This is a genomic window from Ramlibacter sp. G4-7 (assembly GCF_057784995.1).
In genome coordinates this window covers 126,922-149,037 of record NZ_JBYNTT010000004.1, presented here as the reverse complement: position 1 = coordinate 149,037, position 22,116 = coordinate 126,922, and the positions used below count along the sequence as shown (strand labels likewise).

Sequence of the window (22,116 nt, the reverse complement as noted above, 5' to 3'; positions counted from 1 at the left end):
GACGCGCGCATCTCTGCGGCAAGTTACTTGGCCAGGCATGAGGCTCCTGGTCGGAGAGCTTCGAAACATCTGGGGCGTTCATGCGGTCTGACGTTCGACATGAGCGGCGGGCCAAAGGGCGCGAAGCGGCCTTTGGTACGTCCGCTCGATGGAGGGGTCAGGCCGCATTTGTGCTGTGCGTTGCCGCGAGTGGTTTGGACATCAGTACGCTCAGGAAGTTTGTATGAGGTCGCCAGTCACAGGTGCCCACCAACGCGTAACCCCAAGACTGGTACATGGCGATCAAGGCTGCTGCAGTTTGTGCCGTGTGCAGCGCCATCTTGGTGCAGCCATGTGCGGCGGCATAGCCGAGGGCGAAGTCATGGATTTGCTTGCCGAAGCCCTTGCCTTTGTGCTCCGGCGCGACGGCAAACTGCCCAAAGGACCACGTGTGAGGCTCGCGCAAGAGTTCGACCTGAGAGTCAGGCTCTGCTCGCTTGAGGGTGACCGTTGCTACCACCCTTCCATCGAGTTCGCCTACGAAGCCCCGGCCTGATGCAAGGCGCTTGGCGGTATCTTCCATGGACTGATGGGTGGCCCAATAGCGCAATCCGCTGGCCGCATGCGGGGCATATGCGGAACGGATCAAGTGCGTGAGGGCAGCAAGATCATCTGCGGCCGATACCTCACGGCAGGAGAGCAACGGAAGTGAGGTCATGCGGCCTAACGTTTGACATGAGCGGCTTGCCGAAGGCAAGTCCGCTCGATGGAAGGGTTAGGCTGCACGTCTTGCTCAGCCCTTTGGCACAGAGGCAGGGATGCGAATGGTTTGGGTTGCCAAGTGGACCTCCCGCAGGAAGGACGCAAGACCCACCACCAATGCCAAAGTGGAGCCGGTGAAGAGAATACCAACAAGCCACTTGAGCTCGACCTGCAGCAGCACCTCCACGAAGAGCGCCGCGATCACCGTGCAGACCAGAAGCGCGGAGAAAGTGCAAGCCGTGATAGCCGAACTGGCCAAGTGGCGCCTGCGCTCCAGGCTTGCAAGCTCAATGTGTATTGTTCCTGAGCCTTCCGGTTGCGGTGGGAGCGGGCGTTCAGTCAGTTGACGGCCTCGGTCAATGATGCGGGCAAGACGCCCAGCCATGACATTGAGGACGCCTGCGATCCCCGTCAGCAAGAAGACTGGAGCAAGTGCCAGTTGGATGGCGTGAGCCACATCACCGAAATTGACAGTTGAGCTGGCCATTGGGTACTGAGAGAAGGCTGAGTTGAAGGTCACATAGCGCGCATGTTGCGCCGCGACATTGCCGGTAGTGGTGTTCGTGCAACCTAACGTTGGAAATGACCGGCGTGCCATAGGCGGGCGAAGCCCGCCGCGAGAAAGTCCGTGTCGATTGACCTGTTAGGCCGCGATCTCAACACGGTTCCCCTCCGGATCCAGAATGACACTCTCGTAGTATCCGTCACCAGTTCTACGCGGACCACTTACAACGGTCACCCCAGCCTCGCGAAGACGAGCAGTGACGTTGTTCACGGCCTCCTCGGAGCCAACGGATATCGCAATGTGAGTCAGTCCCATACGTTCAGCTCCGTGCTGCACCGCAACCGGCGCGAGCTTCGTCGTTCTCATGATTTCGAGCCGCGCACCGGTTTCGAACCTGAGAAAGCGCGATGTGAAGCCCTTGCCTTCATTCTCATAGAGCGGACCAACATCGGCACCAAAGTGCTCTGAATAGAAGCGGCAGACCACATCGAGGTCAGACGCCCACAACGCTACGTGATGCAGGTGCGGCATGTCGCGGCCTAACGTAGAAATGACCGGCGGACAGTAGGCCGGCGAGAGCCGGCCGATAGGACGTCCGCGTCGATTGCCCAGTTAGGCGTCATCGCGCGGTAGCCCGTGCACATCGTCGAACTTGGCTACATACCTGGTCAGGAACGTCGCTACGTCGAAGACGCCATAAAAGGTATGGACTATCGTTATTGAAGCATCCGGGCCGCCTGGATCCATGATTCGGTTCATGTACACCGTCTCATCGATCTTATCGGCTTCATAGTGCGCGATCTGTTCCTGGAATCCGGCAAAGAGGTGGCCGAGCATTGCCGCCACCATTCGGCGCTTCTCGTCTTCCTCGGGATCGTCATCGTATAGGTCAAGGTAGACATGTCCTACTCGGTGGGTAGTCAAATCGAGTGATCTTCCGTAGCGATCAAAGAACACTCCTGCCGCTAGATGATCGAAGAAGTTGTCTAACCGCGCCGTGTCAACCAAGTACCGTCGGCTACCATCCCGCAGCGTCTGCGATCCGGCCGCGAGCAATTCACGGAACGCTGGGCTCCGAGACAGTTGCGGCGCAATCGAGCGCATGAAAATCGCTCGGGCAAGACCCTCGCCCGACGAAGCTCCGATGCAGATTTGGGCGAGGACGTACTGATCGTCGCCCGACTTTGCATTGTTGTGCTCCGCGCACGAGGGAATTGTCTTCAGCTGCAGCCCGCCACCACGGGGAAAGAACGACCGCGGCGGTATGTGTTCCATCCCCGTTGCGGCATTTCCGCAGACATAGCAGCGCAGACCAGCTTTCATGAGTTGGGTGCAAGTGGTGAGTTTCGGCGCGTGACCTTTATGACGTCTACGTAGAAACCGCCGGCGGACCATAGGCACGCGCCAGGGGTCGCGAGGACGTCCGTGTCGATTGCCAAGTTAGACGTCATCGCTGGCGTCTCGGCTGCAGACGTTCATGCTCCCCTAGAAGGTAGCCAATGTAGCTACGGATCAAGTTGGAGTACAAGCGGCCTTCGATGGGAGTGATCTGGACCCCAGAGTTGAGATCGAGGCCGTGACGGACGCCGCCACCGGAGGGAGAGGACAAGTAGCCGTGAAGAGTAGTCACCCATTCGAGCACTCGGTCGAATGTGGTGCCAGTATGCTTGGCCCTCAGATCACGCGCAATTTGGTTGAAGTACTTCCCGGCCACGGTGCCCGACGCTGTTTCAATGCCTCGAAAGGCGGTAGACACGGTTTCCAAAAGCCACAGCAGTTCTTGCACGGCCTCCCGTGGCCTACCCTCAACCAAAAGCTGCTCAGCACGAGCCAAGGAGGTCTGGTACACCTCCAAAGCTGTTTGCTCCAGAGAGGGAGGAGCAGCCGGAACCGGCACCGCTGGTGTGCTGTCATCCAGGGCGACCAAATCAGGGTGCCGAATCTCGTATCCGATGTTGTATTTGCGAAGAACGGCGTTGATGTACGCCACATCGGGCACCCACCAATCGGGATTGCGACGGGTTAAGAGCGCGCACGCGTCGTAGAACGCCTCAATGAAAAGAGGAGCATTGTCGGCCGCGCTCTTGAAGTTCCGATCAAGGTCGCTCGCGGCCCACTGTTCGTTGGAGCTTCGCGAATGAGTTACGCCCGCGGCGGCCGCAGTGAAGGACTTGAAATGTTCAAGAACGGCTTGCCGGCTACCACCCTGCGTCGAAACTTTTGAAGCGAGCCCAATGAACTCCTCAACTGCCTCAGGCGGGATGGCCTTCTTAACGTACGTGCCGTCCTCAGGCGGTTGAAAGCGCCACTGGTTGGAGAATTTGAGAACCATGAGCGTGCCTAGGACGTCTAACGTAAAGGTGACCGGCACGTTGCGGCAAGGGGCCGGGAGGTGCAGAATATCCAACGGCGCCTCGCGGCGCCTTGCCGCAACGTGTCCGAGTCGACCGACCTGTTAGGCATCATAGGTGACAGTCCTCATCTACTTGCCTCCTTGCCGGAACTTCTCCAGGCGGGCTATCACTGACTGCAGATCTTCTGGCACTTCGGATGGCCTGAACTCGTCGATGATCTGCACGTCTGTCAAGTTCACTCCCAAGTCGGTCTGTATGGCTTCTCTCAACGCGCGGAGAACCGTCTTTCCCGGCACAATTCGAAGCCTGGTGGAGAGCGTCTTCCAGCCGTCCTCGAACTGCTGCATCACTTGCTTACTAAGCGTGCTATGGTCGATGTGCGAACCCTTGTGAAATGCAATCTTCTTCGCCAGGTATTGCGACTGCGCATCGATACGCTCTTTGTCAGTGATTTCTAGCAAGTACTGCTCTACTCCCTTCGAAGCAGCGACGCTTGTTCCCAGGCGCTTGTTTCGTGCCGCGAGCTGCTTATCAAGCGTTCGCTGAAGAACGTCGACGTCGAGCAGGTAGTTCTCCATCTCCTTCCGCTGGAGGATGACGGCGTCCGTCAGTTCTTTAGTGAGTTCGACTGAGATCTCGGATATTTCCTCCGCGCAATAGTAATCTCGGTCGTACACCGCGAACATCCTGATACTCGCGTCAATCGCTCTTTTGACGCCCCAAGCGAAAGAGCGTATGCGCTCCCACGAGGAAAAGCCTCCTGACTCAAAGGCGGTAAGGTCCGAACCGGCCGCGAGTTCCGTCAGACCGATCAGCTTGGCAAATCGACGTAGAGTACGAAAGTCATCTAGCCCCTCAACGAAGATGATCTTCTTCGTGCGAGCCAACTGAGCCAGCGCGACATTGTGCGCAGATCCGATGGACTGCAGCGCAGCCTGCATTCCCTCCACATCTCGAAGCCGCTGTGCGGATTGTTTACCCTTCTGTACCAGCAGCAGCTCCGCAGGGTCTGCTTCGCTGATGATTTCTACAGAGTGTGTTGCAAGGAGAACGTCCGCCTCTAGCCCTCGTAGAATCGCGAGAAGTTGACGCTGGATGTCTGGGTGAAGATAGATTTCGGGCTCGTCGACTGCTAGCAGTGTCGTTCCAGATGCGCGGGAAATGTGAGTAAGTAGCTGGCACCATACCTGGAATCCGAATCCGGCCCAGTAGATCTCACGATCGATTCGGTCTTCCGACACGAACATGGTGAGTTGCTTGTTCATAAGGTTAAGGTCGGGACGTTGAATCCTCATTCCCGGCCAAGTCGCTTCGACCATGTCGGCGAACAGTTGCCAGCCGTCGGGGTAGTAGCGCCAGTAATTTCGGAAGTGACGGCTGGCGCGATGAGTGCTCAGTCCCTCCCGCACCGTGTCCTCGGCGACGTACGCTTCCTTGTGCTCGAGTGGGCCTAGCACCGGGACAACTTGAACTGTGATTGGAAAGGCGGTGGCGAAGCGGCTTGCAGTGATAACTGCGGAGCCCTCGGTCTCCCAATAGAGAGTACAGCCGCCATCGCTCGGGAAATACAGGTGCAGCTTGTTCCGATTCGAAAGGCGAAACTCGATTCGGCTGTCCTCCGAGTTGTAGTCGGTCGCGACGTTCTCCAAAGAGACGCTGAGCTGGTTCAGGGACAGGTGATGCCCGTAACCGAATCTCCCCTCGGGTATGCGCACACGTTCTGCGTTCTTACTCCTCGCCCTTCGCAAAGCCACTTCAAGGATACGGAGAGCGCTGATGATCGTCGACTTCCCTGAGTTGTTGGGGCCGACTAGAACGTTCATGTCCTGTATCGAGAGGACGTAATTGCGGAGAGACTTGAAGTTTGAAAAGCGAATCGAAGTTATGTTGACGCTCACAAGTGATTCTCCAAGCCGCACGACTTCTCATACGTCCCGTGATCGTAACCGGAGTGCATGCGCTGCTCGTCTACCTAGGCTCGCGCTCCGCCAAATGTGGGAACGCCAGCGCTTGTTTGTGATGCCTAACGTCAGAAATGACGGGCGGCACATAGGCAGGCGAAGCCTGCCGCGATGACGTCCGTGTCGATTGACCTGTTAGGTCTCAATCTCCGTCCTTCGTGTTGAATCCGATATGCCGGAGGAGCAGCCGCCCAAGAGGGCTCACATGGTGCCCCCTTGTTTTCCAGTCGTGTGAGAACTTGTCGTACTTCGGATATCCCGTTTTTGAATCGACGTCCAACGGGCGCTCAAGCAGACCCAATGAGACCAGGTGCTGGAGATAGTTCTGCTGAAGCGCATGCCTATCCAGTGTGGCCTGGTCGCTGCCCAATGTGGCGCTCACGGGCTCCAGCACAGCCTCATGCTTCGCTCGAAACTCGTGGTCGCCATTAATCACAGGGTTGAGATAAAAGCGCAGCCAAATGATCTCAATGTCGTTCACTTCGCCGAGGATACGCAGGAGGTGCTTCGTCTCAATGAACGAAATGCGATCTTCGGACACTCCGGTGGCGAGCAACGACGCCAAATAAGCCCTTCTTTCCTCCGTGACCGCCCGAGCAGCATGTCGCGCCGTTTCTTCTACGAGGTCCGTAAAGTTCTCGTCAGTCAGCTTCGTCCGAATCTGCTCCCTATCCAGGCCGTCAAATCGGTTCTCCAACTTCTGGGCGAAGTCCGCGAGACGATCGAGGCGCTGCTTTGGGATGATCGTTCCGGCAAGTTCCGCGAGAAGAGACCCGGCAAAAGGAACCATGCCTAGAACTGCCTTGGCAGTTGCGACGACGTAGTCTGTAGCGTTCTGATCGAGCTCTTTGTTCATGGCGCACGCCCCGTTGAGACCTAACGTCGGAGTTGACCGGCACACAGCGGCATTGCGCCGCGAGGCGTACGCTCACCAGCACGCTTCGCGGCGCAATGCCGCTGCGTGTCCGGGTCGAACGACCCGTTAGACCGCATTGGCAGGGCCGATGGCGTTATAGAGGACATGCTCCAATTCGAACTGGTTGCGCCCACGGGACCGAATAGTGCCAGCTTGGCTTGGAACCGCCAACTCGCAGCCTTCCTCGATCTAGACCAATAAAGAAGGGCGTCCCCGAATACCGCGACAGCCACGACGAACTCGCCAGGGGAGTCGTCAACGGCCAGCTTGCGCGGTTCAATGAGAGCGCGCTCCAGTGCGGCGCGACGCCGCCCTTGCCGCCAGCGCGGTCGGGCTCCCATCGGGCACGCGCTAACGCGAGCTGCGCCCGCAGGTCCGGCGCGAGCGCCTGCGGAAGCATGACGACGCGGTCCTCGACGCCACCACCTTCATGAAGAGAAACTGCAGCGCGCCGTGAAGCGCGCCGTCGTCGCCGCCGACATCCCCAAGCGGGTGTCCGCGCATACCCTGCGCCACAGCTTCGCCACGCACCTGTTGCAGACGGGCACCGATATCCGCACGGTTCAGGAACTGCTGGGGCACAGCGACGTCAGCACCACGATGATCTACACGCACGTGTTGAAGGCGGCAGCGGCGGGAACAACGAGTCCGTTGGACCGCCTGGCGACCGCATAGGCCCGAGCCGGTTCTCCCCGGCTCCCCCATCGCAGGCCGCACTCCCGCTCAGTGCAGGTACAGCACGCACCCCGCGAGCACCGCAGCCGCCATGGCCGCGAGGAACACCGCGGTGCCGCCGTAGTCCCCGACGCTGCGCGGCGCCTCGGCGGCTGCCATTGGCTCGATCTCCCAGGCCGGCTCGTCATCCAGCAGCGGCAGCTTGCCGTACCGGCGCACCGGGATGCCGGGCTCCGCCGGGATCAGGTACGAAGGCGCGGACGCCAGGGCGGCGCGGCAACCCGCGCATTGCAGGTCCTGTGTGCACACCTGTTCCCCGTAGCAACGCCCCACCGTCGTCATTGATCCCGATTCCAGAACGAACGACCGAGGCTAGCGGCCGCCCCTCGGCGCTGTCAAACCCCCGTTTGGGGGATTCGCCGCGGGATCAGTCCCAGCAACGCCTTGATCCCGTAGATCACGAGGAGGCTGCCGGTGAGGTCGCCGATGAACATGGCGAGGAAGCCGCGCGCCAGGTCCTGCTGTCCTGCCCAGGCGAAGTAGATGTGGTGCAGCAGCGGGCTGGCGAGCGAGTAGGCGAACACCAGCACCAGCAGGCGCGGGGAAGTGAGATTGGCCAGCGAAGCCTGCAGCCCGTACTGCCAGCGTGCCAGCCGGTAGACCAGGTAAGGCGCCACCGCGGCGATGACGCCGCCGACGAAGGGCCGTTGGAACTGTCCGGGGAAGAACAGCTGGAAGCTCACGCCCCAGGACACCAGCAGCAACCCCAGGGCGCCGGCTTCCGCGAACAGCAGGGTGCACAGCAGGCGCATGCCCGCCGGCAGGTAGATGAAGTTGATGCCGCGCGTAAATTCCAGCGACCGGAACAGCCATTCGTTCACGGCCACCATGGCGCCGAACAGCGCGATGGTGGCCAGCACCATGCCGGCCTGCAGGCGGAACTGCGCGAAGCTCACGGTGACGGTTCGAAATTCGGAACGACCATCGTGGCATCGATGTTACAGCAGCGTTGTGGCGCTTTTGCCGCACAATCCTCACGTGACACGAGAGAGTTCCAACAGCAAGGGCAAGGGCGGGGCGGAGGTCTACCTGCGCTTCCTGCACCTGGCCGACTCCATCCGGGGCCTTCCGGCCCTGCCCCCGCTCGACCCCCTGGAAGAGCGCATGCTGGCCGGGGTCGCCCGTGCCATGCGCGCCGGCGAGCGCCTGTCCGTGCGCGACATGATGGGCAAGGACGAACTGGGGGCTCCCGCCACCATCCACGGCCGCCTGAAGTCCATGCGCGAGAAGGGCTGGATCGTGCTGGCCGACACCGAGGACGCCCGGCGCAAGCAGATCGAGCTGAGCGACGCGGCGTTGCGCCACTTCGCGCACCTCTCGCGCGCCCTGGTCAAGGCGGCCAAGGGCGCCTAGCCCTGGCCGCGCAGCGGCGCCAGCAGGTGCCGCAGCCCGTTGTGGTCGACCTCGTGCATCAGCGCGAGCAGCCGCCCGAGTTCACCCTTGGGGAAGCCTTCCCGCGCCATCCAGTTCAGGTAATTGCCGGGCAGGTCGGCCAGCAGGCGGCCTTCGTACTTGCCAAAGGGCATCTGGACCTGCACCAGGCGCAGCAGCGGATCGCTCATGGCCCGATTGTCTCTCGCCGCCGAATGTAGGATACGACCGCGTCCGCATGGGAAATCGTCCTACGCAGGCGTGGCAGGCCCGGTGGCAATTTCCTTTCCGGCCCATGACGCTCGACGACAGACTCCTCCTGCAGGCGCAGACGCGAGCGCTCGGCCATTGGCGCGAGCTGCACGCGGCCGCCTGTGCTGCTGAGGCGCAGGTGCTGCGCGCCGAACTCGAGCACTTGCGCGGCCGGGGCCCGCGGCCGGACCCGTCCTTGCGGGCGCGTGCCGTGGCCCTGCGGGCCGAAGCGAACTCCTGGCGCGAGGCGACCCCGCTGGACTTCCGGCGCGAGCCGCACTCCCAGGCTCACGCGATGATGTACGCGCCGGCGGCCGCCGAAAGCAGGCGGCCCTCGGACCCGAAGAACTCCATGCGGGTGCTCGCCACGCGCGAGCCCAGGCGCAGCACCTCCGCGCGCAGCTCGAAGCTGTCCCCCACGGCGGGGCGCAGGTAGTCGACCCGCAGGTCGATCGTGCCCAGCTTGCCGAAGCGGTGCAGCCGCTGCGCCGGGGCTTCGTCCATGTGCCGCGCGCCGATGGCCGCCATCACGGCCAGCCCACCCATCGCGTCCAGCCCCGCGCTGATGACGCCGCCGTGCAGGCGGTTGTAGGCGTAGTGCCCCACCAGTTCCGGCCGCATCGCGATGCGGCCCACCACGCGCTCCGGCCGCAGTTCTGCGATCTTCAGGCCCAGCACGCTGTTGAAGACGATCTTCTCCTCGAAGATGGCGCGCAGCCCGGCGACGAATTCGTCCTCGAACTGCGGCGGCGGGCTGGCGGGCTGGCGCGTCATAGTGCCCACTGCCTGGCGGCGAGGTCCTTCATGATCTCCTCCGCGCCGCCGCCGATCATCATCACCTTCACCTCGCGGTAGATCCGCTCGCTCTTCGTCCCGCGCATGAAGCCCATGCCGCCCAGGACCTGCACGGCGGCGTCGGCGCAGAACTGCATCGCCTGCGTGCTGTGGTTCTTGAGCGTGCACACCTGCGCCACGCAATCGGGCTCGGACTCCAGTTTTCCCTCGTCGGCGAGCACGGTGACCGCATCCAGCCACGCCCGCGTGGAGTGGATGCGCATCTGCATGTCCACCAGCTTGTGGCGGATCACCTGCTTCTCGATCAGGGGCGCGCCGAAGGTGCGGCGCTCGCGCGCCCAGGCCAGCGCCTCGTCGAAGCAGGCTTGCGCGAACCCGAGCGCCATGGCGGACATCGCGAGCCGCTCGCCGTTGAAGTTGTTCATGACCATGCGAAAGCCCGCGCCCTCCTCGCCCACGAGGTAGCGCGCCGGCACGCGCACGCCGTCGAAGCGCAGATGTGCGGTGTCGCTCGCATGCCAGCCCATCTTCGCCAGCCGGGTGCGCTCCAGCCCGGGCGCCTCGCCCGGCACCACCAGCATGGAGATGCCGGAGGCGCCGCGCGTGCCGGGATCTCCCGTGCGCACGGCCACCGTGATCCAGTCGGCGCGCAGGCCCGAGGTGATGAAGGTCTTCTCGCCGTCGACGACGAAGGCGTCCCCCTCGCGGTGCGCACGGGTGCGCAAGGCCGCCACGTCCGATCCGCCGCCCGGCTCGGTGATCGCGAGCGCCGCGATGCGCTCGCCGCGCAGCACCGGCGGGATCACCTCGCGCTGCAGGGCGTCGCTGCCGTGCCGCAGGATGGGCGGCAGGCCGATGTTGTGCGAGAACAGGGCCGCCATCACGCCGCCGCTGCCGCCGTGGCGGCTCATCGTGACCGCCATGGCATTGCGCAGCGCGTAAGGCGCGGGCGTGCCGCCCAGGGCTTCGGGGTAGCCCAGCCCCAGCAAGCCGAGCGCCGCGGCCTCGCCGTGCACGCTGCGCGGCACCTCGCCCGCTTCCTCCCAGCGCTCCACGTTCGGCGCGATGCGCTCCAGCGTGAAGCGTCGCACCGTGTCCTCCAGCGCCGCGATGTCGGCGCGCAGCTCGGTATTCACGCCTGTGCCTCGGCCAGCGTCAGCAGCAGCTGCGCCGGCGCGACCTGCTGGCCGGCCTGCACGTGCAGGGTGCGCACCACGCCGTCCCGCGTCGCGGCCAGGGCGTGCTCCAGTTTCATGGACTCGACCACGACCAGCGTGTCGCCTTTCCTCACCGCATCTCCGGGGGCCGCGTGCACGGCGACCACCTTGCCGTTGAAAGGCACCCGCAACTCGCCCTCGCCCGCGGCTGCACCCTCCTGCAAGGGTGCATCGAAGGACGCGTCGCGCAGGAACAGGTCGACCGCGCCGACCTGCACGTGCCAGCCATCGTCACCCAGGGCGGCCACCTGCGCCTGCGCGCCGGCAATGCCATCGGCCTCGCAGACCGGCACGTCGAACAAGGCGCCGCGGTGCGCGATGCGCAGCGGCCGGTCGAAGGGCGAGGCCAGCGCAGCAGCCGCGCCCTGCGGCAGGACTGCCGAGAATGCGGCCTCCGCGGCCACGCCGAACTCCTCCTGCTCCAGCAGGCGCCGGATCGAGTCGCCGTGTTCCGCCAGGAACGGGATGCGCGCCTCGCCCTTGGCGAACACGGGATGCCGCAGGCAGCCGGCCAGGAAGCGCCGGTTCGTCGGCAAGCCCAGCACCTGCAGGCGGTCCAGCGCGGAGGCGAGCTTCGCGACCGCTTCGGCACGCGTAGGCGCGTGCGCGACCAGCTTGCCCAGGAGCGAGTCGTACCAGGGCGAAACTTCCAGCCCGGCAAAGAGTGCGTGGTCGAAGCGCAGGCCCATGCCGCGACGCTCCGCTGCGGAGGGTGGAACGAAATGCAGCACGGTGCCTGCGTGCGGCGTGAAGTGCTCATCTTCCGCGCACAGCCGCACCTCGACCGCGTGGCCGTGGAAGCGCAGGTCGCCCTGGCGCGCCGGCAGGCGCTCGCCGCACGCGATGCGCAGCTGCCATTCCACCAGGTCCAGGCCGGTCACCATCTCGGTGACCGGGTGCTCCACCTGCAGGCGCGTGTTCATCTCCATGAGGTGGAAACACCCGTCCTCGTCGACCAGGAATTCCACGGTGCCGGCGCCCACGTAACCCGCCGCACGCGCCAGGTCGATCGCGCACCGGCCCATGGTCTCGCGCAGCGCATCGTCCACCGCGGGGCTGGGCGTTTCCTCGATGATCTTCTGGTGGCGGCGCTGCACCGAGCAGTCGCGCTCGCCCAGGTGGATGCAGTTGCCGTGCATGTCGGCGAAGACCTGCACCTCGACGTGGCGCGGCGACAGCAGCGCCTTTTCCAGCAGCAACTCACCGGAGCCGAAGGCGGACTGTGCTTCGGAGCGCGCGCCGTGCAGCGCGGCATGCAGCTGCGCCGCTTCGGTCACGAGCCGCATGCCGCGCCCGCCGCCACCGGCGGCCGCTTTGACCATCACCGGATAGCCGATGGCCTGCGCTTCGTGCAGGAGGCGCGCATCCGCCTGGTCCTCGCCCTGGTAGCCCGGCAGGCAGGGGATGCCGCGGGCCAGCGCCAGCTCGCGCGCGCGCGACTTGTTGCCCAGCGTGCGGATCGCACCGGCTGTCGGCCCGACCCAGGTCAGCCCCGCGTCCTCCACCGCCTGCGCGAATTCGGCGTTCTCGCTCAGGAAGCCATAGCCCGGATGCACCGCGTCGGCGCCGCTGCTGCGCGCCGCCGACACCAGCTTGTCGATGCGCAGGTAGGAGTCCGCCGGCGCGTTGCCGCCCAGGGGGGACGACGCCATCGCCTCGCGCACGTGCAAGGCCTGCGCATCGGCCTGCGAATAGACGGCGACCGTCTCGATTCCGAGGCGGTGCGCCGTGCGGAGGACCCGGCGGGCGATTTCGCCGCGGTTGGCGACCAGGAGCCGCTTGATCTTCATCTCAGGCGGCGTTGGGTCGCTTGGCGATGCCCATGATCTTGGCCAGGATCCCCAGCATCACCTCGTCGGCCCCGCCGCCGATCGAGGCCAGGCGCCCATCGCGGTACATGCGCGAGACCTTGTTCTCCCAGGTGAAGCCCATCCCGCCCCAGAACTGCAGGCAGGTGTCGGGCACCAGCCGGTTCAGGCGCCCCGCCTTGAGTTTCGCCATCGATGCGAGCTCCAGCACGTCCTGCCCCTGCACGTACAGGTCGCAGGCGCGGTAGGTCAGCGCGCGCAGCGCCTCCAGCTCGGTCTTGCACTCGGCCAGCTTGAACTGCACCCACTGCTGGTCCGCCAGCGTACTGCCGAACAGCTTGCGCTCCTGCGCCCACTCGATGGTCCACTGGATGCAGTTGCCCAGCGACACCAGGCAGCTCGCCGCCGCCCACAGCCGCTCTTCCTGGAACTGCTGCATCTGGTAGACGAAGCCCTGCCCCTCGGCGCCGATGCGGTAGCGCTGGGGCACCCGCACCTCGTCGAAGTAGATCAGCCCGGTGTCCGAGCTGTCCATGCCGATCTTGCGGATCTTGCGCGCGACCTCGATGCCCGGGCGCAGCTTGCCCTTCTCGCGCATCGGCACGATCACCAGGCTCTTGTTCCGGTGCACCGGCCCTTCACCGGTGTTCACCAGCATGCACATCCAGTCGGCCTGCAGGCTGTTGGTGATCCACATCTTCTGGCCCGTGATCACGTAGTCGTCGCCGTCCTTGCGCGCGCGGCTCTTGATGCCGGAGACGTCGCTGCCCGCCGCGGGCTCGCTCACGCCGATGCAGGCCACCATGTCGCCCGCGATCGCCGGGGCCAGGAACTCGCGCTTGAGTTCCTCGCTGCCGAAGCGCGCCAGCGCCGGCGTGGCCATGTCGGTCTGCACGCCGATGGCCATGGGCACGCCGCCGCATTCGATGTGGCCCAGCGCTTCCGCCATGGCCACCGAGTACGAATAGTCCAGGCCGGCACCGCCGTATTCCTCCGGCTTCGTCAGCCCCAGCAGGCCGAGCTGCCCCAGGCGCTTGAACACCTCGTGCGCCGGGAAGATCTGCGCCTCTTCCCAGGCGTCGACGTGCGGATTGATCTCCTCGGTGATGAAGCGCTTGAGCGTCTTCTGGATCTCGAGGTGTTCGTGGCTGTAGTGCATCGCTGTCCTCCTCACATGCGCGCGACGCCGAACTGCATGGGGCGCAGCGTGCGCGCCTCGCCCTCGGCGATGGTGTCCAGGCAGAACGCCAGCACCGCGCGCGTGTCGCGCGGATCGATCACGCCGTCGTCCAGCAGCAGGCCCGAGGTATGGAAGGCGTCCGCCTGCTGCTCGAAGACGCCGACGATCTTGTCGAACTGGGCCTGCGACTGCGCCGCGTCCGGCTGCCGGCCCTTGCGCGCGAGCGCGGCGTCGGTGACGATCTGCATGGTGCGCGCTGCTTGCTCGCCGCCCATCACGGCGGTGCGTGCGCTGGGCCAGCTGAAAAGAAAGCGCGGCGCATAGGCGCGCCCGCACATGCCGTAGTTGCCGGCGCCGAAGGAGGCGCCGCACTGGATGGTGAGCTGCGGCACGGTCGCATTCGTCACCGCCTGGATCATCTTGCTGCCGTGCTTGATCATGCCGGCCTGCTCGCTGTCCTTGCCCACGATGTAGCCGGTCGTGTTCTGCAGGTAGACGATGGGGTGGCCCAGCTGGCACATCCACTGGATGAAGTGCGTGGCCTTGTTCGCGCCCGCCACGTCGATGGGCCCGTTGTTGCTCACGAAGCCGACGGCGTGCCCGGCGACGCTGCCTTGCGCGCACACGGTCGCGGCGCCGTACAGCGGCTTGAACTCCAGCAGCTGGCCGCCGTCGACCAGCCGCACCATGACCTCGCGCATGTCGACCGGTTCGCGCAGGTTGGCGGGCATGAGGCTGAGGAGATCTTCCTTATTGGGGTCAGATTCCAATTTCCCCCGCTTGCGGGACCAGCCGAGCGAGGCCACCACCTCCCGCGCGATGCCCAGCGCCTGCCGGTCGTCCTCTGCCAGGTACTCGCCCAGCCCCGACACTGCCGTGTGCATCTCCGCGCCCCCGAGTTCCTCCTCGGTCGCCACCTCCCCCGTCGCCGCCTTCAGCAGCGGCGGGCCGGCAAGGAAGGCGCGCGAGCGCCCGCGCACCATGATCACGATGTCGCTCAGCCCCGGCATGTAGGCGCCGCCGGCCGTGCCCGAGCCATGCTGCACGGTGATCACCGGGATGCCCGCCGCCGACATCCGCGCGAGGTTGCGAAACAGCGCGCCGCCCTGCACGAAGCCTTCCACGCGGTAGCGCAGCAGGTTGGCACCCGCGCTTTCCACCAGGTGCAGGAAGGGCAGCTTGTGCAGCAGCGCGATCTCCTGCAGCCGCAGGATCTTGTCCAGCCCCATGGGCTGGATCGCGCCCGCGTCGATGCCCGAGTCGCTGGCCACCACCATGCAGCGCACGCCGCGCACGAAGCCGATGCCCGCGACCATGCCGCCGCCCGGGACCGACGTTTCCGCCTCCTTGCTGTCCTGCAGGAAGCCGGCCAGGGCGCACAGCGGCAGGAAGGGCTCGCCTGGATCCAGCAACAGGCCCACGCGCTCGCGCGGCAGCAGTTGCCCGCGCTTGTCGAACACGGGGCGCGCTTCGGCGGAGCGGTCGGTTGCGCGCTGCTCCAGTGCCCGCAAGGCGCGCACGCGCGCCAGCATCGCCTCGCGCCGCTGCTGCGCGACGGGCGATTGCGCGTTCCACGCCGGCTGGAAAAAACTCATGCGCTGAACACCTTGGGCACCGTGGCGCGGTGGAAGCCGTCGAAGGGCTTGACGGCGTCGCGCTCCTGCGCCTGCGCGGGAGCGGCGGCCTGGCCCCATCCCATGCGCACCTGCGGCCGTGCCCCGTCGATGCGCAGCACGCTGCCGCTGATGAAGGCGGCCGCGGGCGAGAGCAGGAAGACGATGCCGGCGGAGGTCTCCGCTTCCGTGCCGAAGCGCCCGGCCGGCACCGTAGTCCGCATCTCGCGCAACATGTCCGCGGCTTCGGGCGGATAGTGGTCCATGCCGCTGGAAGCGATGTAGCCCGGCGCCACCGCGTTCACGCGCACCCCGCTTTTGGCCCATTCCAGGGCTGCGGTCTCCGTGAAGCTCACCATGCCCGCGCGCGCCGCGCCGCTGTGCGCCATGCCCGGCATGGAGCCCCAGATGTCCGCCACGATGTTCACGATGGCGCCGCCGTGCTGCTGCATCGACTGCACGTAGCACTCGCGCGCCATGAGGAAGCCGCCGGTGAGGTTGGTCGCGACCACCGCGTCCCAGCCCTTGGCGCTGATCTTTTCCAGCGGCGTCATGTACTGGCCGCCCGCGTTGTTCACGAGCCCGTGGATGCGGCCGTGCGCCACCACGATGGCCTGCACCACGTCCTGCACGGCCGCCTCCTCGCGGATGTCGCAGGTGTGGAAGCTGCAGCGGCCGCCGTCGCCCAGGATCTCGCCGGCCACCGCGTGCAGCTTGTCCATCTTGCGGCCGATCAGCACCACGTGCGCGCCCAGTGCCGCAAGCTCGTGCGCCGTGCAGCGCCCGATGCCCGAGCCTCCGCCCGTGACGACGATGACCTGTCCGGCGAACAGGCCGGGCGCGAAGACGGAACGGTAATGGCCGCTCATGGTGGTTCTCCGATGAAAAGGCCCAGCGCCGCGTCGGTGAGCTCGTCCAGGGTGGCGCCCTTGCGCCGGTCGTACCACTGCACCGACCAGTTCAGCGCGCCGAAGATCAGCAGGCGGGCCAGCTTGACGTCCGCCTTCAGGCGCCCCGCCGCATGCAAGGCCTGCAGCACCGGCACCCAGGCCTGCTCGTACTCGCCCTGCAGTTGCGCGAGCGCGGTGCGCTGGCGCGGCGACACGGAGCGCGCCTCGTACAGCATCACGGGAATGAAGTCGCTGCCGGGGCCCAGCAGCACCTCGAAATGGTGCCGCACCAGCAAGCGCAACTGCTGGGCGGGGGCGAGCCTGTCCATCTGCGCCTGCGCGATCGCCTGCCGCTGCCGCTCGCCCGCATGTCGCATGCCCTCTTCCATGACTGCGAAGAGGAGCGCCTGCTTGCTGCGGAAGTGGTAGAAGGGCGACCCGCTCTGCATGCCGGCGGCGGCGGCGATGTCCCGCGTGCTGGTGCCGTCGAAGCCCTTGCGCCGGAACAGGCGCGCGGCGCCGACGAGCAAGGCGCGCCGCCGGTTGCCGTCGTCACGCTCGTCCACTGTCTTGCGCGGCCGTCCGCGCGGCCGCTTGGGCGGCGCGGAAGGTCGGGCAGCGGCGGCGTGCATGCCGCGCACGGTAGCAGAGGCCCCGTATTACGGCAAGCAAGTGCTTGGGGAAATTGGGTGGGGGTGCGCCCTCAGGTCTGTTCCGCCAGGCTCTCCGCCAGATACGGCCCCGTCCGGCTCTCCTTCGCCTTCGCGACCTCCTCCGGCCTGCCTTGCGCGACGATGCGCCCACCCTGCTCGCCCGCGCCCGGCCCCATGTCGATCACCCAGTCGCTCTGCGCCACCACGCGCATCTCGTGCTCGACGACCACCACCGTGTTGCCTTCGTCGGCCAGGCGCTGCAGCTGCACCATCAGCCGGTCCGCGTCGGACGGGTGCAGGCCCGTCGTGGGTTCGTCCAGCACGTACAGGGTGTCGCCGCGGTGCATGCGCTGCAACTCGGTGGCCAGCTTGATGCGCTGGGCCTCGCCGCCGGAGAGCTCCGTCGCCGGCTGCCCCAGGCGCAGGTAGCCCAGGCCGATGTCCTGCAGCACCTGCAGGGGCCGCAGCACCGCGGGCTCCTGCGCGAAGAAGGCGACCGCTTCCTCCACCGTCATCGCCAGCACGTCGGCGATGCTCTTGTCGTTCCAGCGGATCTCCAGCGTCTGCTCGTTGTAGCGGCGGCCGTGGCAGGCCGGGCACGGCGCATAGACGCTGGGCATGAACAGCAGCTCCACGGACACGAAGCCCTCGCCTTCGCAGGTCTCGCAGCGCCCCTTGGCCACGTTGAAGGAAAAGCGCCCCGGGTCGTAGCGGCGCTTGCGCGCGGCCGGCGTCGCGGCGAACAGCTTGCGCACGGCATCGAACAGGCCCGTGTAGGTCGCGAGGTTGGAGCGGGGCGTGCGGCCGATCGGCTTCTGGTCCACCTGCACGAGGCGGCGGATCGCGCCGGTGTCCCCGGCCAGCCGGCCGGACCAGGTGCCGTCGCGTCCGCTCAGGTCCATCAGCTCGTCCGCCTCTTCCTCGCCATCGGGAAGGTCGCTGCCGAGATGCTGTGCCACCAGTTCCAGCAAGGCACGCGTCACCAGCGTGGACTTGCCCGAGCCGGACACGCCGGTCACGGACGTCAGGCAGCCCACGGGGACGCTCGCATCCAGGCCCTGCAGGTTGTTGCGCGTGACGCCCTCGAGCTTCAGCCAGCTGCGCGGCGTGCGCAGCTCGCGCCGCGGCATGGGCACCTGGCCGAACAGGTGCTTGCGCGTCTCGGACGCCTTGACCTGTTCCAGCCCCGGCGGCGGACCGCTGTACAGCACCTGTCCGCCGCGTTCCCCGGCCGCTGGGCCCACGTCCACCAGCCAGTCGGCTGCCCGCATCAGCGACAGGTCGTGCTCCACGACGTACACGGAATTGCCGCTGGCTTTCAATCGCTGCAGCGCGGTGAGCAACGCCTCGGCGTCGGAAGGATGCAGGCCGGCGGAGGGCTCGTCCAGCACGTAGATCACGCCGAAGAGCTGCGAACCCAGCTGGGTGGCCAGGCGCAGGCGCTGCAGTTCCCCGGGCGACAGCGTCGGCGTGCTGCGGGCCAGGGACAGGTAGCCCAGGCCGAGCTGCACCAGGGTGTCCATGCGGGCGAGCAGGTCGTGCGCGAGCCGCTGCGCCGCGATGCGCTTCTCCTCCGACACGGGCGAGGTCAGGCGCACGTCGGGCGCGGCATCGTGCGAGGCGCCGCCGCCCGCGACGCGGCGGTCGCGCGCCTGCTTGCCCGCCGCGCGCGAGCGCGTGTCGCCCGCCGCCGGCGTGACGTCGCCCAGTCGGCCTTCCGCCGCGGGACGCAGGACGCGCGCCGCCTGCTCGATCGGCAATTGCGACAGGGCGCCGATGTCGTAGCCGGCGAAGGTGACCGAGAGCGCTTCAGGCTTCAAGCGCTTGCCCGCGCACACGGGACAGGGCGTGCTGACCATGTACTGCGAGACCCGCTTCTTCATCAGCGCGCTCTGCGTCGTCGCGAAGGTTTGCAGCACGTAGTTGCGGGCGCTGGTGAACGTGCCCATGTAGGCCGGCTCCATCCGGCTGCGCCGCGCATCGCGCGTCTCCTTCGGCGTGAAGCCGGGGTACACGGGCACGCGCGGCGCCTCGTCGGTGAACAGGATCCAGTCGCGCAGCTTGCGCGGCAGGGCGCGCCAGGGCTTGTCGACCTCGTGGCCGAGGCTGACGAGGATGTCGCGCAGGTTCTGCCCGTGCCAGGCCGGCGGCCACGCCGCGATCGCACCCTCGCGGATGGTGAGCCCATCGTCCGGCACCATGGAGTGCTCGGTCGCGTCGTAGACGCGGCCCTGCCCGTGGCAGTGCGGGCAGGCACCCTGCGGCGTGTTGGGGGAGAAGTCCTCCGCGTACAACATGGGCTGCCCGGGCGGGTAGTGCCCGACGCGCGAATAGAGCATGCGCAGCAGGCTGGACACCGTGGTGATGCTGCCGACCGAAGAGCGCGTGCTGGGCGTGCCGCGCTGCTGCTGCAGGGCAACGGCGGGCGGCAGCCCGTCGATGCTGTCCACGTCGGGCACGCCGGCCTGGTCGATCAGCCGCCGGGCATAAGGCGAGACCGATTCCAGGTAGCGTCGCTGCGCCTCGGCGTAGATGGTGCCGAAGGCCAGCGAGGACTTGCCGGAGCCCGACACGCCGGTGAAAACCACCAGCGCATCGCGCGGCACGTCGACGTCCACGTCCTTGAGGTTGTGCTCCCGCGCACCGCGCACGCGCACGAAGCCGCGCTCGCGCGCAGCACCCGCAGATTCACGGTTCGCTTCTTCGGCGGGCGTCCAGCGTTCTTTTCCCATGCTCGTGCCACCCTAGGGGTCCGGGATCGCCCCACGCGTGGGATGGTTCGCAAAAGTACGTAGGAAGCGCACCCGCCCTAAGATGGCAGGCATGCGCGACCTGCCCTCCCCCGTTCCCCGCCGCCCCATCCACACGCGCAAGACCACGTTCGAAGGCTTCCTGCGCGAGGACGGCCTCTGGGACATCGACTGCACGCTCAGCGACACGAAGTCCGACCCCATCGAGATGCGCGAACGCGGCGTGCTGCCCGCGGGCGAGCCCGTGCACCTGCTACGGGTGCGCCTGACGGTGGACGACAGCCTCACCATCCGTGCGGTGGCGACCGCAGCCATCCACACGCCGTTCGACGAATGCCTGGTGCCGGCCGACGCGCCCATGCAGAAGCTCGTCGGCCTGACCATGGGCCCGGGCTGGCGCAAGGCCATCGAGGGCGCCATCGGCGGCGTGGGGGGTTGCACCCATTTGCGCGAACTGGTGTTCAACGCGGCCACCGCAGCTTTCCAGATGATTCCGCATTACCTCGCCACGCACGGCGGCCGCAAGGACGAGACTGCCGGCATGGCGAACGGCAAGCCGCCCTTCTACATGGGCCAGTGCATGACGTGGTCATTCGAAGGGCCGGTGGTGCAGCGGCTGGCGCCGCAGTTCTATCGGGGGCCGAAGAAGGAAGGGTGATGGCGGTGGACGGTGGGTTCGCCGGCGCTCACAGCGCCCCGGCCCTCGCCAACAGGAACTCCCTCTCCCTTCCATTCCCCGCCAGCTCGGCCGCCTTCAGGAACTCCGCCCGCGCCTCGTCCTTGCGTCCCAGCTTGGCCAGCAGGTCCCCCCGCACGCTCGGCAGCCACTGGTAGCGCCGCAGCGCCGGCTCCTCGCGCAAGGCATCGACGATCGCCAGTCCCGCCGCCGGCCCTTCGGCCATGCCCACCGCCACCGCGCGGTTCAACTCCACGACCGGTGACGGCGCCACCTCCGCCAGCACCGCGTACAGCGCGGCGATGCGCTTCCAGTCGGTGTCTTCGTTGCGCCACACCCGTGCGTGGCAGGCGGCGATCGCCGCCTGCAGCGCATACACACCCCGTTCGCCCCCGAGCTTCTCCGCCCGCTCCAGCGCCGCCAGGCCGCGCCGCACCAGCAGCGGGTCCCAGCGGCTGCGGTCCTGGTCCGCCAGCAGGATGGGACGGCCTTGCGCATCCGTGCGCGCCGCCATGCGCGAGGCCTGCAACTCCATGAGCGCCAGCAGGCCGTGCACCTCCGGCTCGCCCGGCGCGATCTCCGCCAGCATGCGCCCCAGCCGCAGCGCCTCTTGCGCGAGCTCCGGCCGCATCCAGTCGCTGCCGGCGGTGGCGGTGTAGCCCTCGTTGAACACCAGGTAGACGACCTCCAGCACCGACGCGAGCCGGGCCTGCAGCTCTTCGCCGCGTGGGGTCTCGTAAGGGACCTTCGCCTCCGACAGCGTGCGCTTGGCGCGCACGATGCGTTGCGCGATGGTCGGCTCTGGCACGAGGTAGGCGCGCGCGATCTCGTGCGTGCTCAGGCCGCCCAGCAGCTTGAGCGTGAGCGCCACGCGTGCGTCGGTCGACAGCACCGGGTGGCAGGCCGTGAAGATCAGGCGCAGCAGGTCGTCGCCGATCTCGTCCTGGCGCGCGGCGTCCAGCGCGTCAACGAAATCGGGCACGACCAGCGCCTGCTGCGCCTCGAGGTCGTGCACGATTTGCTCGTGCTTGCCGTCCTGCATCTTGGCGCGCCGCAGGTGGTCCAGCGCGCGGCGCTTGCCGGCGGTCATCAGCCAGGCCGCCGGGTTGTCGGGCACGCCGTCGCGCGGCCAGTGCTCCAGCGCGGAGACCAGCGCGTCCTGCGCCAGTTCCTCGGCAACGCCGACGTCGCGCACCATGCGCGCCAGCACGGCCACGATGCGCGCCGACTCGATGCGCCAGACGGCCGCGATGGCCTGGTGCGTCGCCGAGTGCATGGACTCAGGCTTGCGGCGGCGTCGCGGCCGGGTCCATCCACACCAGTTCCCAGACGTGGCCGTCGGGGTCCTCGAAGCCGTGGCCGTACATGAAGCCGTGGTCCTGCGGCGCGTTGGGCGCGGTGCCGCCGGCGGCGAGTGCCTTGCGCACCAGGTCGTCCACTTCCGCGCGCGATTCGCAGGACAGGCACACGATCACCTCCGTGCCTTTCCTCGCGTCGGCGACGGGCTTCTTCGTGAAGGTCTGGAAGAAGGGTTGCACCAGCAGCATGGCGAAGATGTCCTCGGAGATCACCATGCAGGCGCCCTTGTCGTTGGTGAACTGCGGGTTGAAGCCGAAGCCGAGCGCGCGGAAGAAGGCCTGGGAGCGCTCCATGTCCTGGATCGGCAGGTTGACGAAGATCTTGCGGGCCATGGTTTTCC

The 22,116-nt window shown here is 66.6% G+C and carries 22 protein-coding genes and 1 pseudogene; 3 read left to right on the top strand and 20 right to left on the bottom strand.

The window, feature by feature from the left end:
• Positions 1-157: 157 nt before the first annotated feature.
• The 7 genes from AC3EGR_RS07385 to AC3EGR_RS07355 form a co-directional block, all read right to left on the bottom strand.
• Positions 158-697 carry a GNAT family N-acetyltransferase gene (locus AC3EGR_RS07385; RefSeq protein WP_488545806.1) on the bottom strand — a complete coding sequence of 180 codons (540 nt, stop codon included), beginning with the start codon at positions 695-697 and terminating at the stop codon, positions 158-160.
• A gap of 75 nt (positions 698-772) precedes the next feature.
• A complete protein-coding gene (locus AC3EGR_RS07380) occupies positions 773-1,261 on the bottom strand; it encodes a DUF2721 domain-containing protein (protein WP_488545805.1) in 489 nt (162 codons plus the stop codon).
• 123 nt (positions 1,262-1,384) lie between these two features.
• On the bottom strand, positions 1,385-1,777 hold the full coding sequence (locus AC3EGR_RS07375) for a VOC family protein (RefSeq protein ID WP_488545804.1): 393 nt from the start codon (positions 1,775-1,777) through the stop codon (positions 1,385-1,387).
• 81 nt (positions 1,778-1,858) lie between these two features.
• Positions 1,859-2,569, bottom strand: a complete 711-nt coding sequence (locus tag AC3EGR_RS07370; protein ID WP_488545803.1) for a hypothetical protein — start codon at positions 2,567-2,569, stop codon at positions 1,859-1,861.
• 124 nt (positions 2,570-2,693) lie between these two features.
• Complete coding sequence (locus tag AC3EGR_RS07365; protein WP_488545802.1) at positions 2,694-3,578, bottom strand: hypothetical protein; 885 nt, start codon at positions 3,576-3,578, stop codon at positions 2,694-2,696.
• 150 nt (positions 3,579-3,728) lie between these two features.
• The gene (locus AC3EGR_RS07360; RefSeq protein WP_488545801.1) at positions 3,729-5,498 is read right to left on the bottom strand and encodes an ATP-dependent nuclease; all 1,770 of its coding nucleotides are present in this window, start codon (positions 5,496-5,498) and stop codon (positions 3,729-3,731) included.
• A 205-nt stretch (positions 5,499-5,703) separates the two neighbouring features.
• The gene (locus AC3EGR_RS07355) at positions 5,704-6,417 is read right to left on the bottom strand and encodes a hypothetical protein (RefSeq protein WP_488545800.1); all 714 of its coding nucleotides are present in this window, start codon (positions 6,415-6,417) and stop codon (positions 5,704-5,706) included.
• A 474-nt stretch (positions 6,418-6,891) separates the two neighbouring features.
• On the opposite strand from AC3EGR_RS07355, the pseudogene AC3EGR_RS07350 reads away from it, so the two are divergent.
• A pseudogene (locus AC3EGR_RS07350) lies at positions 6,892-7,152 on the top strand (tyrosine-type recombinase/integrase); the annotation flags it as partial.
• Between the two features lie 48 nt (positions 7,153-7,200).
• Here the strand turns inward: AC3EGR_RS07350 and AC3EGR_RS07345 are convergent.
• Together AC3EGR_RS07345 and AC3EGR_RS07340 are read right to left on the bottom strand one after the other, a co-directional pair.
• Positions 7,201-7,494: a hypothetical protein gene (locus AC3EGR_RS07345; RefSeq protein WP_488545799.1), complete on the bottom strand. Its 294-nt coding sequence runs from the start codon at positions 7,492-7,494 to the stop codon at positions 7,201-7,203.
• A gap of 53 nt (positions 7,495-7,547) precedes the next feature.
• Positions 7,548-8,108 carry a hypothetical protein gene (locus tag AC3EGR_RS07340; protein WP_488545798.1) on the bottom strand — a complete coding sequence of 187 codons (561 nt, stop codon included), beginning with the start codon at positions 8,106-8,108 and terminating at the stop codon, positions 7,548-7,550.
• Between the two features lie 82 nt (positions 8,109-8,190).
• Here AC3EGR_RS07340 and AC3EGR_RS07335 point away from each other — a divergent pair, with 82 nt between their 5' ends.
• Positions 8,191-8,565, top strand: coding sequence for a winged helix-turn-helix domain-containing protein (locus AC3EGR_RS07335; RefSeq protein WP_488545797.1), 375 nt, complete (start codon positions 8,191-8,193; stop codon positions 8,563-8,565).
• On the opposite strand, the gene AC3EGR_RS07330 is transcribed toward AC3EGR_RS07335, so the two are convergent.
• The 9 genes from AC3EGR_RS07330 to AC3EGR_RS07290 all read right to left on the bottom strand — a co-directional run bounded on the left by AC3EGR_RS07330 (position 8,562) and on the right by AC3EGR_RS07290 (position 19,723).
• Complete coding sequence (locus AC3EGR_RS07330; protein ID WP_488545796.1) at positions 8,562-8,774, bottom strand: DUF3820 family protein; 213 nt, start codon at positions 8,772-8,774, stop codon at positions 8,562-8,564. The two genes, AC3EGR_RS07335 and AC3EGR_RS07330, sit on opposite strands and share 4 nt — an antisense overlap.
• 349 nt (positions 8,775-9,123) lie before the next feature.
• Positions 9,124-9,609: a thioesterase family protein gene (locus AC3EGR_RS07325; RefSeq protein WP_488545795.1), complete on the bottom strand. Its 486-nt coding sequence runs from the start codon at positions 9,607-9,609 to the stop codon at positions 9,124-9,126.
• Positions 9,606-10,766, bottom strand: coding sequence for an acyl-CoA dehydrogenase family protein (locus AC3EGR_RS07320; protein ID WP_488545794.1), 1,161 nt, complete (start codon positions 10,764-10,766; stop codon positions 9,606-9,608). Before AC3EGR_RS07320 ends, AC3EGR_RS07325 begins: the two co-directional genes overlap by 4 nt.
• Complete coding sequence (locus tag AC3EGR_RS07315) at positions 10,763-12,631, bottom strand: acetyl/propionyl/methylcrotonyl-CoA carboxylase subunit alpha (RefSeq protein WP_488545962.1); 1,869 nt, start codon at positions 12,629-12,631, stop codon at positions 10,763-10,765. The genes AC3EGR_RS07320 and AC3EGR_RS07315 overlap by 4 nt, the downstream gene beginning before the upstream one ends.
• 7 nt (positions 12,632-12,638) lie before the next feature.
• A complete protein-coding gene (locus AC3EGR_RS07310) occupies positions 12,639-13,814 on the bottom strand; it encodes an acyl-CoA dehydrogenase family protein (RefSeq protein WP_488545793.1) in 1,176 nt (391 codons plus the stop codon).
• Positions 13,815-13,825: 11 nt separating this feature from the next.
• The gene (locus tag AC3EGR_RS07305) at positions 13,826-15,430 is read right to left on the bottom strand and encodes an acyl-CoA carboxylase subunit beta (RefSeq protein WP_488545792.1); all 1,605 of its coding nucleotides are present in this window, start codon (positions 15,428-15,430) and stop codon (positions 13,826-13,828) included.
• Positions 15,427-16,317 carry an SDR family oxidoreductase gene (locus AC3EGR_RS07300; RefSeq protein WP_488545791.1) on the bottom strand — a complete coding sequence of 297 codons (891 nt, stop codon included), beginning with the start codon at positions 16,315-16,317 and terminating at the stop codon, positions 15,427-15,429. Before AC3EGR_RS07300 ends, AC3EGR_RS07305 begins: the two co-directional genes overlap by 4 nt.
• On the bottom strand, positions 16,314-16,904 hold the full coding sequence (locus tag AC3EGR_RS07295; protein WP_488545790.1) for a TetR/AcrR family transcriptional regulator: 591 nt from the start codon (positions 16,902-16,904) through the stop codon (positions 16,314-16,316). The genes AC3EGR_RS07300 and AC3EGR_RS07295 overlap by 4 nt, the downstream gene beginning before the upstream one ends.
• A 137-nt stretch (positions 16,905-17,041) precedes the next feature.
• Complete coding sequence (locus AC3EGR_RS07290; protein ID WP_488545789.1) at positions 17,042-19,723, bottom strand: excinuclease ABC subunit UvrA; 2,682 nt, start codon at positions 19,721-19,723, stop codon at positions 17,042-17,044.
• 91 nt (positions 19,724-19,814) lie between these two features.
• Here AC3EGR_RS07290 and AC3EGR_RS07285 point away from each other — a divergent pair, with 91 nt between their 5' ends.
• Complete coding sequence (locus AC3EGR_RS07285) at positions 19,815-20,399, top strand: DUF2889 domain-containing protein (protein WP_488545788.1); 585 nt, start codon at positions 19,815-19,817, stop codon at positions 20,397-20,399.
• 28 nt (positions 20,400-20,427) lie between these two features.
• On the opposite strand, the gene AC3EGR_RS07280 is transcribed toward AC3EGR_RS07285, so the two are convergent.
• The gene (locus tag AC3EGR_RS07280; RefSeq protein ID WP_488545787.1) at positions 20,428-21,693 is read right to left on the bottom strand and encodes an RNA polymerase sigma factor; all 1,266 of its coding nucleotides are present in this window, start codon (positions 21,691-21,693) and stop codon (positions 20,428-20,430) included.
• Between the two features lie 4 nt (positions 21,694-21,697).
• Complete coding sequence (locus AC3EGR_RS07275; protein WP_488545786.1) at positions 21,698-22,108, bottom strand: VOC family protein; 411 nt, start codon at positions 22,106-22,108, stop codon at positions 21,698-21,700.
• Positions 22,109-22,116 lie beyond the last annotated feature (8 nt).

Coding starts and splice junctions, on each gene's coding strand:
- AC3EGR_RS07345 (WP_488545799.1), bottom strand. CDS start 7,494: ATGACGACGGTGGGGCGTTGCTACGGGGAACAGGTGTGCACACAGGAC.
- AC3EGR_RS07300 (WP_488545791.1), bottom strand. CDS start 16,317: ATGAGCGGCCATTACCGTTCCGTCTTCGCGCCCGGCCTGTTCGCCGGA.
- AC3EGR_RS07385 (WP_488545806.1), bottom strand. CDS start 697: ATGACCTCACTTCCGTTGCTCTCCTGCCGTGAGGTATCGGCCGCAGAT.
- AC3EGR_RS07370 (WP_488545803.1), bottom strand. CDS start 2,569: ATGAAAGCTGGTCTGCGCTGCTATGTCTGCGGAAATGCCGCAACGGGG.
- AC3EGR_RS07325 (WP_488545795.1), bottom strand. CDS start 9,609: ATGACGCGCCAGCCCGCCAGCCCGCCGCCGCAGTTCGAGGACGAATTC.
- AC3EGR_RS07330 (WP_488545796.1), bottom strand. CDS start 8,774: ATGAGCGATCCGCTGCTGCGCCTGGTGCAGGTCCAGATGCCCTTTGGC.
- AC3EGR_RS07375 (WP_488545804.1), bottom strand. CDS start 1,777: ATGCCGCACCTGCATCACGTAGCGTTGTGGGCGTCTGACCTCGATGTG.
- AC3EGR_RS07285 (WP_488545788.1), top strand. CDS start 19,815: ATGCGCGACCTGCCCTCCCCCGTTCCCCGCCGCCCCATCCACACGCGC.
- AC3EGR_RS07365 (WP_488545802.1), bottom strand. CDS start 3,578: ATGGTTCTCAAATTCTCCAACCAGTGGCGCTTTCAACCGCCTGAGGAC.
- AC3EGR_RS07310 (WP_488545793.1), bottom strand. CDS start 13,814: ATGCACTACAGCCACGAACACCTCGAGATCCAGAAGACGCTCAAGCGC.
- AC3EGR_RS07280 (WP_488545787.1), bottom strand. CDS start 21,693: ATGCACTCGGCGACGCACCAGGCCATCGCGGCCGTCTGGCGCATCGAG.
- AC3EGR_RS07305 (WP_488545792.1), bottom strand. CDS start 15,430: ATGAGTTTTTTCCAGCCGGCGTGGAACGCGCAATCGCCCGTCGCGCAG.
- AC3EGR_RS07290 (WP_488545789.1), bottom strand. CDS start 19,723: ATGGGAAAAGAACGCTGGACGCCCGCCGAAGAAGCGAACCGTGAATCT.
- AC3EGR_RS07355 (WP_488545800.1), bottom strand. CDS start 6,417: ATGAACAAAGAGCTCGATCAGAACGCTACAGACTACGTCGTCGCAACT.
- AC3EGR_RS07275 (WP_488545786.1), bottom strand. CDS start 22,108: ATGGCCCGCAAGATCTTCGTCAACCTGCCGATCCAGGACATGGAGCGC.